The 12,849-nt window shown below is 73.5% G+C and carries 14 protein-coding genes; 7 read left to right on the forward strand and 7 right to left on the reverse strand.

Going from position 1 to position 12,849, the window contains the following annotated elements; genetic code table 11:
* Positions 1 to 73: 73 nt before the first annotated feature.
* The gene (locus tag ACE1OA_RS04350; RefSeq protein WP_384866563.1) at positions 74 to 1,468 is read right to left on the reverse strand and encodes a purine-cytosine permease family protein; all 1,395 of its coding nucleotides are present in this window, start codon (positions 1,466 to 1,468) and stop codon (positions 74 to 76) included.
* Positions 1,469 to 1,614: 146 nt separating this feature from the next.
* Here ACE1OA_RS04350 and ACE1OA_RS04355 point away from each other — a divergent pair, with 146 nt between their 5' ends.
* Positions 1,615 to 2,229, forward strand: coding sequence for a TetR/AcrR family transcriptional regulator (locus tag ACE1OA_RS04355; protein ID WP_356606538.1), 615 nt, complete (start codon positions 1,615 to 1,617; stop codon positions 2,227 to 2,229).
* A 104-nt stretch (positions 2,230 to 2,333) separates the two neighbouring features.
* Here ACE1OA_RS04355 and ACE1OA_RS04360 read toward each other — a convergent pair whose 3' ends face one another.
* Positions 2,334 to 3,203 carry a 3'-5' exonuclease gene (locus ACE1OA_RS04360; protein ID WP_384866561.1) on the reverse strand — a complete coding sequence of 290 codons (870 nt, stop codon included), beginning with the start codon at positions 3,201 to 3,203 and terminating at the stop codon, positions 2,334 to 2,336.
* Positions 3,200 to 4,648, reverse strand: a complete 1,449-nt coding sequence (locus ACE1OA_RS04365) for a dihydrolipoyl dehydrogenase family protein (RefSeq protein ID WP_384866559.1) — start codon at positions 4,646 to 4,648, stop codon at positions 3,200 to 3,202. Before ACE1OA_RS04365 ends, ACE1OA_RS04360 begins: the two co-directional genes overlap by 4 nt.
* A 155-nt stretch (positions 4,649 to 4,803) precedes the next feature.
* Here ACE1OA_RS04365 and trxA point away from each other — a divergent pair, with 155 nt between their 5' ends.
* Positions 4,804 to 5,181, forward strand: a complete 378-nt coding sequence (gene trxA, locus ACE1OA_RS04370; protein WP_147980096.1) for a thioredoxin — start codon at positions 4,804 to 4,806, stop codon at positions 5,179 to 5,181.
* A 101-nt stretch (positions 5,182 to 5,282) separates the two neighbouring features.
* Here trxA and ACE1OA_RS04375 read toward each other — a convergent pair whose 3' ends face one another.
* The 3 genes from ACE1OA_RS04375 to ACE1OA_RS04385 form a co-directional block, all read right to left on the reverse strand.
* Positions 5,283 to 6,470, reverse strand: coding sequence for a thiolase family protein (locus ACE1OA_RS04375; RefSeq protein ID WP_432752295.1), 1,188 nt, complete (start codon positions 6,468 to 6,470; stop codon positions 5,283 to 5,285).
* A 230-nt stretch (positions 6,471 to 6,700) separates the two neighbouring features.
* Positions 6,701 to 6,970, reverse strand: coding sequence for a hypothetical protein (locus ACE1OA_RS04380; RefSeq protein WP_356606498.1), 270 nt, complete (start codon positions 6,968 to 6,970; stop codon positions 6,701 to 6,703).
* Positions 6,971 to 7,048: 78 nt separating this feature from the next.
* On the reverse strand, positions 7,049 to 8,071 hold the full coding sequence (locus ACE1OA_RS04385; protein ID WP_384866555.1) for a LacI family DNA-binding transcriptional regulator: 1,023 nt from the start codon (positions 8,069 to 8,071) through the stop codon (positions 7,049 to 7,051).
* Between the two features lie 157 nt (positions 8,072 to 8,228).
* On the opposite strand from ACE1OA_RS04385, the gene ACE1OA_RS04390 reads away from it, so the two are divergent.
* From ACE1OA_RS04390 to ACE1OA_RS04405, 4 genes are all read left to right on the forward strand, one after another.
* Positions 8,229 to 9,476, forward strand: a complete 1,248-nt coding sequence (locus tag ACE1OA_RS04390; protein ID WP_356606494.1) for an MFS transporter — start codon at positions 8,229 to 8,231, stop codon at positions 9,474 to 9,476.
* Between the two features lie 25 nt (positions 9,477 to 9,501).
* On the forward strand, positions 9,502 to 10,209 hold the full coding sequence (locus tag ACE1OA_RS04395) for an alpha/beta fold hydrolase (RefSeq protein WP_432752296.1): 708 nt from the start codon (positions 9,502 to 9,504) through the stop codon (positions 10,207 to 10,209).
* Between the two features lie 14 nt (positions 10,210 to 10,223).
* Complete coding sequence (locus tag ACE1OA_RS04400; protein WP_356606490.1) at positions 10,224 to 10,442, forward strand: hypothetical protein; 219 nt, start codon at positions 10,224 to 10,226, stop codon at positions 10,440 to 10,442.
* Positions 10,443 to 10,523: 81 nt separating this feature from the next.
* Positions 10,524 to 11,978, forward strand: a complete 1,455-nt coding sequence (locus ACE1OA_RS04405; RefSeq protein WP_356780536.1) for an SPFH domain-containing protein — start codon at positions 10,524 to 10,526, stop codon at positions 11,976 to 11,978.
* A 68-nt stretch (positions 11,979 to 12,046) separates the two neighbouring features.
* Here ACE1OA_RS04405 and ACE1OA_RS04410 read toward each other — a convergent pair whose 3' ends face one another.
* Entirely contained in the window at positions 12,047 to 12,217 is a 171-nt protein-coding gene (locus ACE1OA_RS04410) for a hypothetical protein (RefSeq protein ID WP_356606486.1), read from the reverse strand.
* Positions 12,218 to 12,347: 130 nt separating this feature from the next.
* Between ACE1OA_RS04410 and ACE1OA_RS04415 the strand changes: the two genes are divergently transcribed.
* Positions 12,348 to 12,785 (forward strand): type II toxin-antitoxin system PemK/MazF family toxin, encoded by a 438-nt coding sequence (locus ACE1OA_RS04415; RefSeq protein ID WP_432754033.1) that lies wholly within the window; start codon positions 12,348 to 12,350, stop codon positions 12,783 to 12,785.
* The last annotated feature ends 64 nt before the right edge of the window (positions 12,786 to 12,849 follow it).

A 12,849-nucleotide genomic window follows, 5' to 3' on the forward strand; every position in this document is an offset into this window, starting at 1 on the left:
GGGGCGGACGTACGGAGGGTGCCGGGACCGGACGGGGCGGCGGGACCGGGCGGGGTGACGGGACCGGGCGGGGTCAGGGCCGGAAGGGGGTGACGCGGCGGCGGGCGAGGAGGACGTAGACGAGGGCCGAGACGACCGCGCCGAGCAGGGTGAGGTCGGCGCCTCCGAGGGGCGCGACCAGCGGGCCCGTCCAGAGTTCGGAGTCGCAGGTGAGGGCGGCGAAGAGCATCCCGGCGAGGAGGGCGGTCGCGCCGGCCGGATGCCAGCCGCCCCGGTACCAGTAGGCACCGCGTTCGGCGGTGTGCAGCGCGTCGCCGTCGTAGGAGCAGCGGCGCAGCACCATGTCCGCGAGGAAGACACCGCCCCAGGGGGCGAACACGATGATCAGCAGGGAGAGGAAGGAGAGGAGCGAGGTGGTGAAGTCGGTGAGGAAGAGGGCGCCGAGGGAGCCCAGGGCGGTGACGGCGGCGCTGATGACGATGGCGCGGGCGCGGCTCCAGGGGATGCCGAGGACCTGGAGGTTCAGGCTGGAGGAGTAGAGCGTGATGATCGAGTTGGTGACCGAGCCGCCGAGGACCAGGGCGAGGAAGAGGGGCTGGAACCAGCCCGGGAGCAGGCCTTCGGCGCCGGCGACCGCGTCCGTCATGTCGGCCTGGGTCGCGGCGGCCACGCCGGCGACGCCGAGCGCCACGGACGAGAGGAAGCCGCCGAGCGCGCCGCTCCAGGTGAGGGACCTGAGGGAGGTGGTGCGGGGCAGGTAGCGGGTGTAGTCGGCGGGCATCGGGAGGTAGGAGAAGGGGCCCGCGAGCATGACGACGAAGGCGAGGCTCCAGCCGGCGGCGCCGGGGCCCTGGGCGGGGGCGGTGGTGTCGGCGCCGGGCAGGACGAAGACGAGCAGGGCGGCGAAACCGACGGCGAGGACGTACGCCATCCAGCGTTCGGCGAACTGGACGGTGGCGTGGCCCCAGAGGGCGACGGCGAAGGTCATCGCGAGGGTGACGGTCAGGGCGAGCGCGCGGGCGGCACGGCCGCCGCTCCAGCCGAGGTCGGCGAGGAACGCTTCGAGGGCGAGGGTGCCGACGACCGTGTTGACGATGGTGTAGCCGATGCTGACGACCCAGTTGAGCAGCCCGGCGGGCCAGTTGCCGCGCACCCCGAAGGCGGCGCGTGAGATGACGAGGGTGGCGGTGCCCGTACGGACACCGCTGAGCCCGGCGGCGCTGATGGCGAGGAAGGCGAGCCCGCCGACGACGACGACGGCGGTCGCCTGCCAGAACGAGAGCCCGAAGGCGACGGCGAGGGCGCCGTTGATCACGTAGGTGAAGGTGAGGTTGGAGCCGAACCACAGCCAGAACAGGTCCTTGGCGCTGCCGTGCCGCTCGGCGTCCGGGATCGGGTCGATGCCGTGCTCCTCGACCTGGAAGACCTCGTCGCGGCCGGTCTCGGCCACTCTCGTCGGTTGCGCCATGTCACTCCCCAGACCTTGAATGCCGTTCTAGAAGTTAGAACGGCATTCAAGATGTGCGAGACAGGGCCGCCCCGTCAAGACCTCGCGAGAGCTGCGGTTAAAGTCGTGACCCGAAGGCAGGGCGACGGGTGACGAAGGCGGTACGGGTGGCAGGGGCGGCACGACGGCGGGACGGGCACGTCACGCAGGAGCGGATGCTCGAGGAGGCCATGGCGGCCATCGCCGAGAACGGCCTGGCGACCCTGACCATGTCCGCCCTCGCGGAGCGGCTCGGCACGAGCGGCGGCCACATCCTGTACTACTTCGGCAGCAAGGACCTGTTGCTGCTCGCCGCCCTGCGCTGGAGCGAGGCGGCCCTGGCCGAGGAACGTCGCGCACTCCTCGCCCGCCGGCTCGCGGCGGAGCGCAAGCTGGACCTCTTCCTGCGCCTGTACCTGCCACGCGGCCCGCGCGATCCGCGCTGGACGCTGTGGATCGAACTGTGGGCCCGCACCCCGGCCAACGCCTCGCTGCGCGAGGCCCAGCAGGAGCTGGACAACGGCTGGCAGGAGGACCTGGAGGCCCTCGTCGCCAAGGGGGTGGCCCAGTCCCGTTTCGCCCCGCTGGACGCGACGGAAGTGACCGAGCGCGCCTCCGAACTCCTGGCGCTGCTCGACGGGTTGAGCACCCGGGTGGTGCTCGGCCCGGAGGAGGGCCGCGACCGTCGCCCGGCGCTGGAGGCGGCGCGGGCGGCCGCGGCGCGGCTGATCGTACGGGCCTGAGGCCGGGCCCCGGGCCGCACCGGCGCCGGTCCGCCCCGCGTCCGCGGCCTACGTTTCCCCCCCTCCGGCGCCGGCCGGCGTGCCGAGGCGCGTCGTCGGCCCCGTCAGCTCCGCGGGAAGTCCTGCCAGGGCCGGGGGTCGAGCGCGGTGAAGGGCCAGTCGAGGGCGTCGGGGTGGCGGTGCGCGTGGTCGGCGTTCCAGCGGATCTGCTCGACGTGCAGGGCCGGCCGGGACAGCCGCGCGATCGCCGGGTGGCAGGCCGCCACGGCCTGGGCGAGGACGAGCGTGGCCTCGGCGTCGGAGGCCGCCTCGCCGGGGTGGGGGTGCGGGATGCCGTACCACGCGGTGACGTCCGCCAGCGAACGGCGGCCGGGCCGGTAGCGGTCGGCGTGCCGGTCGAGGACCAGCGGGTCGCAGATCGGGGCGACTCCGGCCGGCAGGCGCTCGGTCAGCGGCGGTACGCCGTGGCGCAGGAGTTCGGCGTGCAGGGTGCTCAGGACGTGCGGGGCGAACCAGACCACCAGGACCTCCTTCGACGCCAGGTGGCCGGCGAGCGTTCCCGCGAGCTCCTCCAGGGCCTCGGCCGCGGGCACGCCCTCGGCGCGTGCCCGCTCGACGCCGATCCCGTGCCCCTTGGACGGGGCCACCGACACCGGGTCGGGTCCCGGGTCGAGCAGCCAGTCCTCCGCCGCGCCGTCGCTGCCCCGGACGGACGCGGCGAGGATCCGGTCCACCTCCGCCCGGTTGCCGGTGGTGGCGATGTCCAGGGAGAGCAGGCGGCGCCGGTGCCAGCCGGGCAGGTCCTGCCGTACGGGCGGGGCGGGGTCCCTCGCGTGGTCCGCGTGGTGGACCTCCCAGCCGCCGGCCGGACCGTGCCGGAGCACGCCGGTGCCGGCCGGGACGACCGCCCCGCACACGGCGCACGGCCCGTCGTAGTCGTTGACGGGGCCGCCCGGGCCGGCGCCGGGGCTCATTCCGCTCCGCCGCCGTCCCGGTACGCCTCCAGCAGGCGCAGCCACGCCTCGCTCAGCGTCGGGTACGCGGGGACCGCGTGCCACAGGCGGTCGATCGGGACCTCGCCGGCGACGGCGATCGTCGCCGAGTGCAGGAGTTCGCCGATGCCCGGTCCGACGAACGTGACGCCGACGACGGTCTCGCTGTCCAGGTCGACGACCATCCGGGCGTGCCCCCGGTACCCGTGGGCGTACAGGCCGGCGCCGGCGACGTTCGTGAGGTCCAGGTCGACGGCCCTGACCCGGCGCCCGGACCGCTCGGCCTCGGCGAGCGAGAGACCGACCGCGGCCGCTTCCGGATCGGTGAAGACGACCTGCGGCACGGCGGCGTGGTCGGCGGTGGCCGCGTGCGCTCCCCACCGGCCCGTGTCCGTGCCGTGCCCCTGGGCGCGGGCCACGATGGCGGCGCCCGCGATCCGCGCCTGGTACTTGCCCTCGTGGGTCATCAGCGCCCGGTGGTTGACGTCCCCGACGGCGTACAGCCAGTCGCTGCCGGTGACCAGCAGGCTGTCGTCCACCGGCAGCCAGGATCCGGGCTCCAGACCGACGGTCTCCAGGCCGATGTCCTCCGTGCGCGGCCTGCGGCCGGTGGCGAAGAGCACCTCGTCGCCCTCGATCTGCTCGCCGCCCTCCAGCACCACGGTGACCGGCCCGGTGCCCCCGTCGCGCACCACGGCGGCGACGGAGACGTTCGTCCGTACGTCGGCGCCGGCCTCGGCGAGCGCGTCGGCGACGTGCTCGCCGACGAACGGCTCCATCCGGGGCAGCAGGCCGGGGCCCCGGACGAGGAGGGTCACGCGCGAGCCGAGGGCCTGCCAGGCGGTGGCCATCTCCGCGGCGACCACTCCCCCGCCCACCACGACGAGCCGGTCCGGTACGTGGTGGGAGCTGGTGGCCTCCCGGCTGGTCCAGGGACGGGCGCCGGTCAGACCCGGCAGGTCGGGCAGGGCGGCGCGGCTGCCGGTGCACACGGCCACGGCGTGCCGGGCGGTCAGGAGGTGACGCTCGCCCTCGGGTCCCTCGACGGCCACCCGGCGGGTGCCGTCCAGCCGGCCGTGGCCGCGGTACAGCCGGGCGCCGATGGAGTCGAGCCAGCCGACCGCCCCTTCGTCCTTCCAGTCCGAGACGTAGTAGTCGCGGTGGGCGAGCACCGCCTCCGCGTCCAGCGGGCCCTGGACCGCCTGGCCGAGCCCCGGCACCTTGCGTGCGTCGGAGCGGGCGATCGCCGGTCGCAGCAGCGCCTTGCTGGGCATGCACGCCCAGTACGAGCACTCGCCGCCGACCAGTTCGCCCTCCACCACCGCCGTGCTCAACCCGGCCGCCCGGGCGCGGTCCACCACGTTCTCGCCGACCGGTCCCGCACCCAGGACCACCACGTCGTACTCGTGCTCCACTGCTCGCGTCATGGGCCCAGTCTGGTGGCAGGTGTGCGCCGGCTGCCACAGGGAAGGCGCCCCGGCGGCCCCGGAATAGCGAGGCTCGGCACACCGTTGTGCGGGTCGAGTCCCCGGGGACCGCGGAGACGTAGGACAGACAGGCCGGGACCGGAAAGGTTGGCAGCATGAGCACCGTTGAGCTCACCAAGGACAACTTCGACCAGATCGTGAGTGAGAACGACTTCGTTCTGATCGACTTCTGGGCTGAGTGGTGCGGTCCGTGTCGCCAGTTCGCACCCGTCTACGAGGCCGCGTCGGAGCGCCACGAGGACCTGGTGTTCGCCAAGGTCGACACGGAGGCGCAGCAGGAGCTGGCCGCCGCGTTCGAGATCCGCTCGATCCCGACGCTGATGATCGTCCGCGACAACGTGGCGGTGTTCGCGCAGCCGGGCGCGCTCCCGGAGACCGCCCTGGAGGACGTGATCGGACAGGCGCGGGGCCTCGACATGGACGAGGTGCGCAGGTCCATCGAGACGGCGAAGGAGAAGGCGGGCGAGCAGTAGCCCGGGCAGGACCCAGGAGGCGAGGGGGCGGTACGGATCACCCGTACCGCCCCCTCGCACGTCCGGAGCAGGTGCCCGGAACGGCGGTCGACCGGTACGCCTCAGCGCTCCAGGACCAGGGCCAGACCCTGGCCGACGCCGATGCACAGCGCCGCGAGACCGGTGCCCGAGCCGGCGGCGGCCAGCTGGTGGGCCACCGAGCCGGCCAGCCGCGCGCCGGAGGCGCCCAGCGGGTGGCCGATGGCGATGGCGCCGCCGAGCGGGTTCACGATCGCCGGGTCGAGATCCGGCCACTCGGCGAGGCAGCCCAGCGACTGGGCGGCGAAGGCCTCGTTGAGCTCGAAGGTCGTCAGGTCGGCGAAGGACCTGCCCGCCTTGCCGAGGGCCCGGCGGACCGCCTCGACCGGTCCGAGACCGAAGAGCTGGGGCTCGATGCCGGTGACCGCGGAAGCGCGGATGCGGGCGAGCGGCTCGCGGCCGGTCTCCCGCAGCCCCTCCTCGTCGACCAGCAGGAGGGCCGCGGCGCCGTCGTTGAGCGGCGAGGCGTTGCCCGCCGTGACCGTGCCGCCGTCGGTACGGAAGGAGGGCTTCAGCCGCCCCAGGGCCTCCATCGAGGTGGAGTCGCGGATGCACTCGTCGCGGAGCAGGTCCACCCCCTCGTAGGGGACGACCTCGGCGTCGTAACGTCCCTTGTCCCAGGCCTCGGCCGCCTTGCGGTGGCTGGCCAGGGCGAAGGCGTCCTGCTGCTCCCGGGTGATCCCGTGGCGGTCGGCGACGAGCTCCGCGCCCTCGCCGAGCGAGACCGTCCACTCCGCGGGCATCCTCGGGTTGGTCATGCGCCAGCCGAGCGTCGTGGAGTGCAGCTGCTGGTGGCCGGCCGGGAAGGCCCGCTCCGGCTTCTGCAGCACCCAGGGCGCGCGGGACATCGACTCGACACCGCCGGCGATCGCCACCGAGGCGTCACCGAGCGCGACGGCGCGGGCGGCCTGGATCACCGCCTCCAGACCGGAGCCGCAGAGGCGGTTGAGGGTGACGCCCGGGACGGAGGCGGGCAGTCCGGCGAGCAGCACGGCCATGCGCGCCACGTCCCGGTTGTCCTCGCCCGCCCCGTTGGCGTCGCCGAAGTACACGTCGTCGATCCGTGCCGGGTCGAGCGCGGGGGCGCGGTCCACGAGCGCCTTCACCACGTGTGCGGCGAGGTCGTCCGGGCGCACGGAGGAGAGGGCCCCTCCGAACTTGCCGATCGGGGTGCGGACGGCGTCGACGATGTACACGTCGCGGATGCTCATCGGTTCTCTCCCACGGGACCTGCGGTCGTGACCTGCGGTTCGGCAGCGGCTGTTGTTCGCCTGGTGAACGTTCGTTCATGAGGTGCGCGCCGAGTCTCTGCCCCGCGCGGCGTCCTGTCAACGGCCCGCGGCGGCCGGTAGGTGGGTGGTACACACGGAACGGGCAGGACGCGTGGCACGGCACCGGGCGGCCCCGCGGGCGGCCGGGGGCACGCCCGGGACGCGCCGGCTCACGGACGGGGTGCGGGCCGGATCAGCGCGGTCAGCCCGTAGTCCAGTTCGCGGCCGTCCACGAGGAGGGCCTCCACGGTGCGGGTCTCGGGGTCGATCTCGGCCACGAGGCCGTGCCCCTCGTAGCGCGGATAGCCCGAGGACCCCTGCCGGCCGGTCACCTCGACCACGGCCGAACGGACCGCGCTGTCCTCGACGGAGGCGTCGCCGCGGTCCTCCACGTGCTCGGGGACCAGCAGGATCTCGAAGCGTTTCGGAACGGTGCTCATGAACCGACGCTAAGCGCTCGGCAGGTCTCGCGCCGGACGACCCGGATGCCCCCGGCTCCCGCGCCGAGCCGGGCCCGCTCAGCTGGACTCGCGCCGGACGACCCGGGTGTCCGCGAGCTCCCGCGCCTCGGGAAGGGCCTCCGGCTCCCGCACCGCCCGGTCGACCAGCTCGGCCAGGTCCCGGCCGCGCACCATGTCCATCCGGACCGTGCTCAGCCGGGGCCGCAGCAGCCGGCCGAGGAGCAGGTCGTCCGAGCCCACCACCGCGGTGTCCTCGGGGATCGACAGCCCCGCGTCCTGGAGCGCCCGCATCAGCAGCATCGCGTACTCGTCGTTGTAAGCGAACACCGCGTCGAGCCCGAGCTCCCGCCATCGCCCGGCCAGCTCGTCCGCCGCGTCCTCCTCGTACCGCAACGGCAGCGGGACGACCGTGGCCGGCGTCCCCTCGACGGCCTGCCGGGCGCCTTCGAGGCGCGGGCCGGAGAAGAGTTCCAGACCGGGCTCCTCCGGGACCACCACGCCGATCCGGCGGCGGCCCTGCTCGACGAGGTGCTCCACGGCCGCCCGGCCGATCCGGGCCGGGTCGATGACGAGGGCGTGCGCGCCGTCGACCCGCTGCGGCCCGACGGTGAGAACGGCCTTGGCGCCCGAGCGCTTGAGGGTCTCCACGCCGTGCGGGGTCAGCTCGATCTCGCCGAGGGAGACGACGGCGACCGGCCGGAGCTCGGCCCAGGCGCGGGCCGCCTCGTCGGCGTCCAGGCCGAGGCTGCCGTACTGCACCACCGTGTAGTCGAGGCGCCGCAGCGCCCATTGGAGTTCGTCGAAGAAGCGGCTGTACAGCGGACCGATCGGCACGTGGGCGGTGGGCAGCAGGACCATGCGGCTGTGACCGGCGCGCAGGCTGCGGGCGGCGGCGTGCGGCACGTAGCCCAGTTCCTCGGCCGCCTCCCGCACCCGCCGGCGGGTCGGCTCGCTGATCCGCACGGCCGAGGTGTTGTTGAGGACGTACGACACGGTGGCGCGGGACACCCCCGCGAGCCGTGCGACGTCGGCGCTGGTCGGGACGGAACGCCCGGCGGGCTGTTCGGTTGGCTTCGTCATCGCTCCGGCATCTTTCCAGACCGATCCGAACCAGGGTCTGGCGGTTGGCCTGATTCGAGTGCTACACAATGCTTACACGCGTCAGTGACACGTGTCACCTCCCTTTCACTTCCGCTCCTCGTCCCCCTCGTCGGGGCGATCTCCCCAGGAGGGCACCGTGGCCCTTTCCTCCTCCGGCACCGGAACGACCGGCGTCGACTCCCCCGCCGCCCCGCGGCTGACGCGCGGCCTGCTGCCGTTGCTGCTCGCCGGCAACGCCGCGATGTACGCGCTGTACGTGGGCGTCCCCGGCATCCTTCTCGCGCTCCAGATCGAGGGCATCGATCCGGCGAACAAGGTGGCCAATTTCGGTCTGGTGTCCGGCGTCTCCGCCGTTTTCGCCACCGTCTTCAACCCGGTGGCCGGCGCCCTCTCCGACCGGTCGGGCCGCCGCAACCCCTGGATCCTCGCCGGCGGCCTGCTCGCGATACCCGTGATGTTCCTGCTGGGCAGCGTGGACACGATTCTGCTGGTGATGATCGCCTGGTGCCTCGGGCAGGCCGTGATGAACATCTACCAGGCCGCCCTCACCTCGGTGGTGCCCGACCGGGTGCCGCTCGCCGCGCGCGGCAAGGCGTCCGCCGCCGTCGGCCTCGGGCTGCCCGTCGGATCGACCGTCGGCGCCCTGGTCGGCGCCGCGTACGCGGAGGACTACCGCACCGGCTACCTGGTGTTCGGCGTGATCGTCGCGGCCACCGCCGTGCTGTTCTCCGCCTGCGCGCGCGAACAGCGGATGCCCGCCCGGGCGCCGCTGCCGGTCGGGGCGCAGATCGCCGCCTTCGGCAGCGCGCTGCGGGACCACGACTTCCGCTGGGCCTTCATCGGCCGGGCGCTGCTGGTCCTCGGCTACTTCGCGGTCGCCGGCTTCCAGCTGTACGTCCTCAAGGACCACACGCGGCTGCCCGCCGGGCTCTCCGCCGAGGAGGCCGTGGCGATCCTGATGCCGGTCAACAGCGTCGCCATGGTCGTCTCCACGGTGCTCGGCGGCTGGCTCTCCGACCGGTACGACCGCCGCAAGCTCTTCGTCGCCGCCTCCGCCGCCCTCGCGGCCGTCGCGCTGCTCATCCCGGCGCTGTCCGCGAGCTGGACCGCGATGCTGGTGTTCTCCGTCGTCAACGGCCTCGGCTTCGGCTGCTACATGGCCGTCGACACGGCGCTGGTCACCATGGTGCTGCCCAGGGCCGAGGACGCCGCCCGCGACATGGGCGTGCTCAACATCGCCAACGCGGGGCCGCAGATCGTCGCCCCCTTCGCGGCCTCCCTCATCGTCTCGGCGAGTGGCGGATACACGGCCCTGTTCCTGGTCGCGGCCGTACTGTCGGTGCTCGGCGCACTGGCCGTGCGCCCGATCCGCAGCGTGCGCTGAGCACGCCCGACGAAGGGGTACCACCGTGCGGCTGCACACCACCTCCTGGGGATCCGGCGACCGGGTCGCGCTCCTGGTCCACGGGATCATGTCGGACCACCGCACCTGGCGACGGGTCGGACCGGCCCTGGCCGCCCGCGGATACCGGGCGACGGCGGTGGACCTGCGCGGCCACGGCTCCAGTGGTCGCGCCGCGGGACCCGAGGGCTACACCCCGCAGGACTACGCCGACGACCTCGTCGAAACCCTGCCCCAAGGAGCCGAGTTGGCCATCGGCCACTCGCTCGGCGCGCTGGCCCTGGCCGGCGCCGTGGAACGGCTCGCACCCCGCCGCGCCGTCTACGCCGACCCCGCCTGGCACCTGCCGGCCGGGGAGGCGGGCTACCGTCCGGAGCTCTTCACCCAGGGCAAGGAACTGACCAGGGAGCACATAGGGATCCTCAACCCCCGCTGGGCGGAGGAGGATCTGGACATCGAGGCGGACGCGATCGGACGCTGGGACGAGCGGACGGCACACGGTCTGGTGCCCTGCGTCGGCGCGGACATGTGGCCCACGAGGCCCGCCGTGCCCTCGCTGGTGGCCCTCGCGGATCCGAGCATGCTGGTCGGCGCGGACGACGCCCGGACGCTCAAGGAGCGCGGTTTCGAGCTGCGTACGGTCTCCGGCGCCGGACACACCCTCCACCGGGACGACTTCGAAGGGTTCATGACCGCCCTGGACGGCTGGATCTGACGTACCTTTTGGTCATGGACGACGTCTCGATGGTGGGAATGCTCGGCCGGGTGACCGGCACCGTCGGGCCCGGTCTCGTCGGCGAGGTGATCGTCCGGATCCGCGGCGGGGCCGAGCACTTCCTCGCCTATCCGGCGACGGGCAAGGACCGGATCGGTCCCGGAACGGTCGTGATGGTCGTGGAACATCTCCCTCCACGCACCGTCTATGTCACAGCCGCGTACGACAGTTGACCGATCCATTGAGCGGCGCCCCCGCGGGGCGCACACTCCCTTCACCGGATCCGCACGGCTCCGGCGAAGGGGGAGCTGCCCATGGGCATCGGCATGCTGGCGGGCGGCGCGGTAGCCGCTCTCCTCGCTCTGTTCGCAGTGTTCAAGTTGATGTGGCGCGTCGCGGAACCCAACGAGGCTCTGATCATCTCCGGCTCCAACCACAAGATGGAGGGCCTCGGCGAGGGCATGGGCTTCCGGATCGTCACGGGGCGCGGCACGCTCGTGCTGCCGGGCGTCCAGGCCGTACGGAAACTCTCGCTGGACCTCAACGAGACCCAGCTGTCCGTCGAGTGCGTGACGCACCAGGGTATTCCGCTCAAGGTCCGCGGCGTGGTCATCTTCAAGGTCGGTGACGACTTCGTGTCGATCGCCAACGCGGCCCGTCGTTTCCTCGACCAGCAGAAGCTGATGTCGGAACGGGTGCACATCGTCTTCGCCGGTCATCTCCGCGCGATCGTGGGCGGGTTGACGGTCGAGGACATGATCCGGGACCGGGAGAAGCTGACCGGGCAGGCGCGTTCGGCCTGTGGCACGGAGATGGAGAAGCTCGGCCTGATCGTCGACTCGCTGCAGATCCACGAGATCGAGGACCCGACCGGGTACATCAAGAACCTGGCCGCGCCGCACGCGGCGGCCGTCCAGCGGGACGCCAGGATCGCGCAGGCGGAGGCCAACCGCCGGGCGACCGAGGCCGAGCAGATGGCCGCGGCCCGGATGTCGGAGGCGACCCGGGACAGCGAGATCCTGCAGGCCGGCTACCAGGCCGAGCGGGACCAGGCGTCCGCGAAGGCCCGGCAGGCCGGCCCGCTGGCGGACGCGGCGGCGCGCCAGGAGGTGGTCGTCCAGGAGACGCGGGTCGCCGAGCTCGAGGGTCACCGCAAGGAGCAGCAGCTCCAGGCGGAGGTCCGCAAGCCGGCGGACGCGATGGCGTACGAGACACGGACGCTGGCCGATGCCGAGCGCGACGCGCGGATCTCGGCGGCCCAGGCCGAGGCGAAGGAGACCGAGCTGGCGAGCGCGGCCCGGGCCACGGCGACCCGGCTCACCGGTGAGGCGGAGGCGGCGGCGCAGCACGCCCGGGGTCTGGCGGCCGCGGAGGCGACCCGTGCCAAGGGTCTGGCCGAGGCGGAGGCCATCAAGGCACGCGCCGCGGCGCTCGCCGAGAACCAGGAGGCGGTGGTCGCCCAGCAGCTGGCCGAGAAGTGGCCGGAGATCGTCGAGGCGGGCGCGTCCGCCTTCGGCAACGTGGACCAGATGGTCCTGCTGAACGGCGCCGACGGCATGGCGGACATGTTCGCCAAGGCACTGACCATGGGAGGGACCGGGCTCGGAGTGGCCCGTCAGCTGCTCGCGTCGATGAGCCCCGCCGGTGGTGCGCCCGCGCCCGCGAAGAACGGGGTGGCGGCGGCTCCCCGGGCCGAGGCGATCCCGGCCGGTACGGAGGCGGCCACGGCCGGCTCGACGGCGATCCCGGTCGACGACGACCGGGCGTGAGCACGGGGCGGGGCCCGGCGCCGTGACGGCGCCGGGCCCCCGCCCGCGGTGTGTTCGAGCGGTGTCGGTCAGTTGTGACCGAACTTCCGCTCCTTCTTGTGGGCGACCTGCTGGATGAGCGGACGCGGGGCCTCACCCGTCGGGGAGGTGGCCGCCCGTTCCTTCGCCGCGCTCTCGGTCCTCTGTTCGTGGCCGCCCGTGCGGGCGCCATGGTTCACCCGGGTCTGTTTCTTGCCCACGATCGTGCCTCCTGTAGCGGAACGTCGGACGCTGGGCCGTTCTCAGCCTTGCACGCGGCTACGGACGTCGCACGTCAGGGACGGCCCGCGCGGGGCGGGCGGTCCGGCCCCCTACGGTGGGCCCGTGACCATGTACTCGCAGTCCTCGCCGTCGTCGCAGTCCTCGCACGCCACCACCGAGGCCGATCCCCGGGAGGTCGGCCCCGTCCGGACCTCGTACGCCCCGGACCGCGACGGCGATCCGGACCCCGGGGAGATCGTCTGGACCTGGGTGCCCTTCGAGGAGAACGACGGGCGGGGCAAGGACCGCCCCGTGCTCGTGGTCGCGCGGGAGGCGGCCGGGACGCTGCTGGCCGTGCAGCTGTCGAGCAAGCGCCACGACCACGACCGGGAGTGGGTGGCGATCGGGGTGGGCGACTGGGACAGCGCGCGGCGCGAGTCGTGGGTGGATCTGGACCGCGTCCTGCGGGTCCACGAGGCGGGCATGCGCCGCGAGGCCTGCGCGCTGGACCGGCCGCGGTTCGACCGGGTCGTGGACCGGCTGATCGAGCGCTACGGCTGGTCGTAGGACCCGTCCGGAAGGGCCCGTACGGAAGGTCCCTCCCCCCGGGGCCTCGCCCGGACCGGCCCCG

The sequence above is a fragment of the Streptomyces sp. JL2001 genome (assembly GCF_050917515.1).
In the GTDB taxonomy this organism is placed as follows: Bacteria; Actinomycetota; Actinomycetes; order Streptomycetales; family Streptomycetaceae; genus Streptomyces.

Bases quoted from the DNA above. Each gene is read 5' to 3' on its own strand.
- ACE1OA_RS04350 (WP_384866563.1), bottom strand. From the start codon at position 1,468: ATGGCGCAACCGACGAGAGTGGCCGAGACCGGCCGCGACGAGGTCTTC.
- ACE1OA_RS04360 (WP_384866561.1), bottom strand. From the start codon at position 3,203: ATGAGCCCCGGCGCCGGCCCGGGCGGCCCCGTCAACGACTACGACGGG.
- ACE1OA_RS04365 (WP_384866559.1), bottom strand. From the start codon at position 4,648: ATGACGCGAGCAGTGGAGCACGAGTACGACGTGGTGGTCCTGGGTGCG.
- trxA (WP_147980096.1), top strand. From the start codon at position 4,804: ATGAGCACCGTTGAGCTCACCAAGGACAACTTCGACCAGATCGTGAGT.
- ACE1OA_RS04375 (WP_432752295.1), bottom strand. From the start codon at position 6,470: ATGAGCATCCGCGACGTGTACATCGTCGACGCCGTCCGCACCCCGATC.
- ACE1OA_RS04380 (WP_356606498.1), bottom strand. From the start codon at position 6,970: ATGAGCACCGTTCCGAAACGCTTCGAGATCCTGCTGGTCCCCGAGCAC.
- ACE1OA_RS04385 (WP_384866555.1), bottom strand. From the start codon at position 8,071: ATGACGAAGCCAACCGAACAGCCCGCCGGGCGTTCCGTCCCGACCAGC.
- ACE1OA_RS04400 (WP_356606490.1), top strand. From the start codon at position 10,224: ATGGACGACGTCTCGATGGTGGGAATGCTCGGCCGGGTGACCGGCACC.
- ACE1OA_RS04405 (WP_356780536.1), top strand. From the start codon at position 10,524: ATGGGCATCGGCATGCTGGCGGGCGGCGCGGTAGCCGCTCTCCTCGCT.
- ACE1OA_RS04415 (WP_432754033.1), top strand. From the start codon at position 12,348: ATGTACTCGCAGTCCTCGCCGTCGTCGCAGTCCTCGCACGCCACCACC.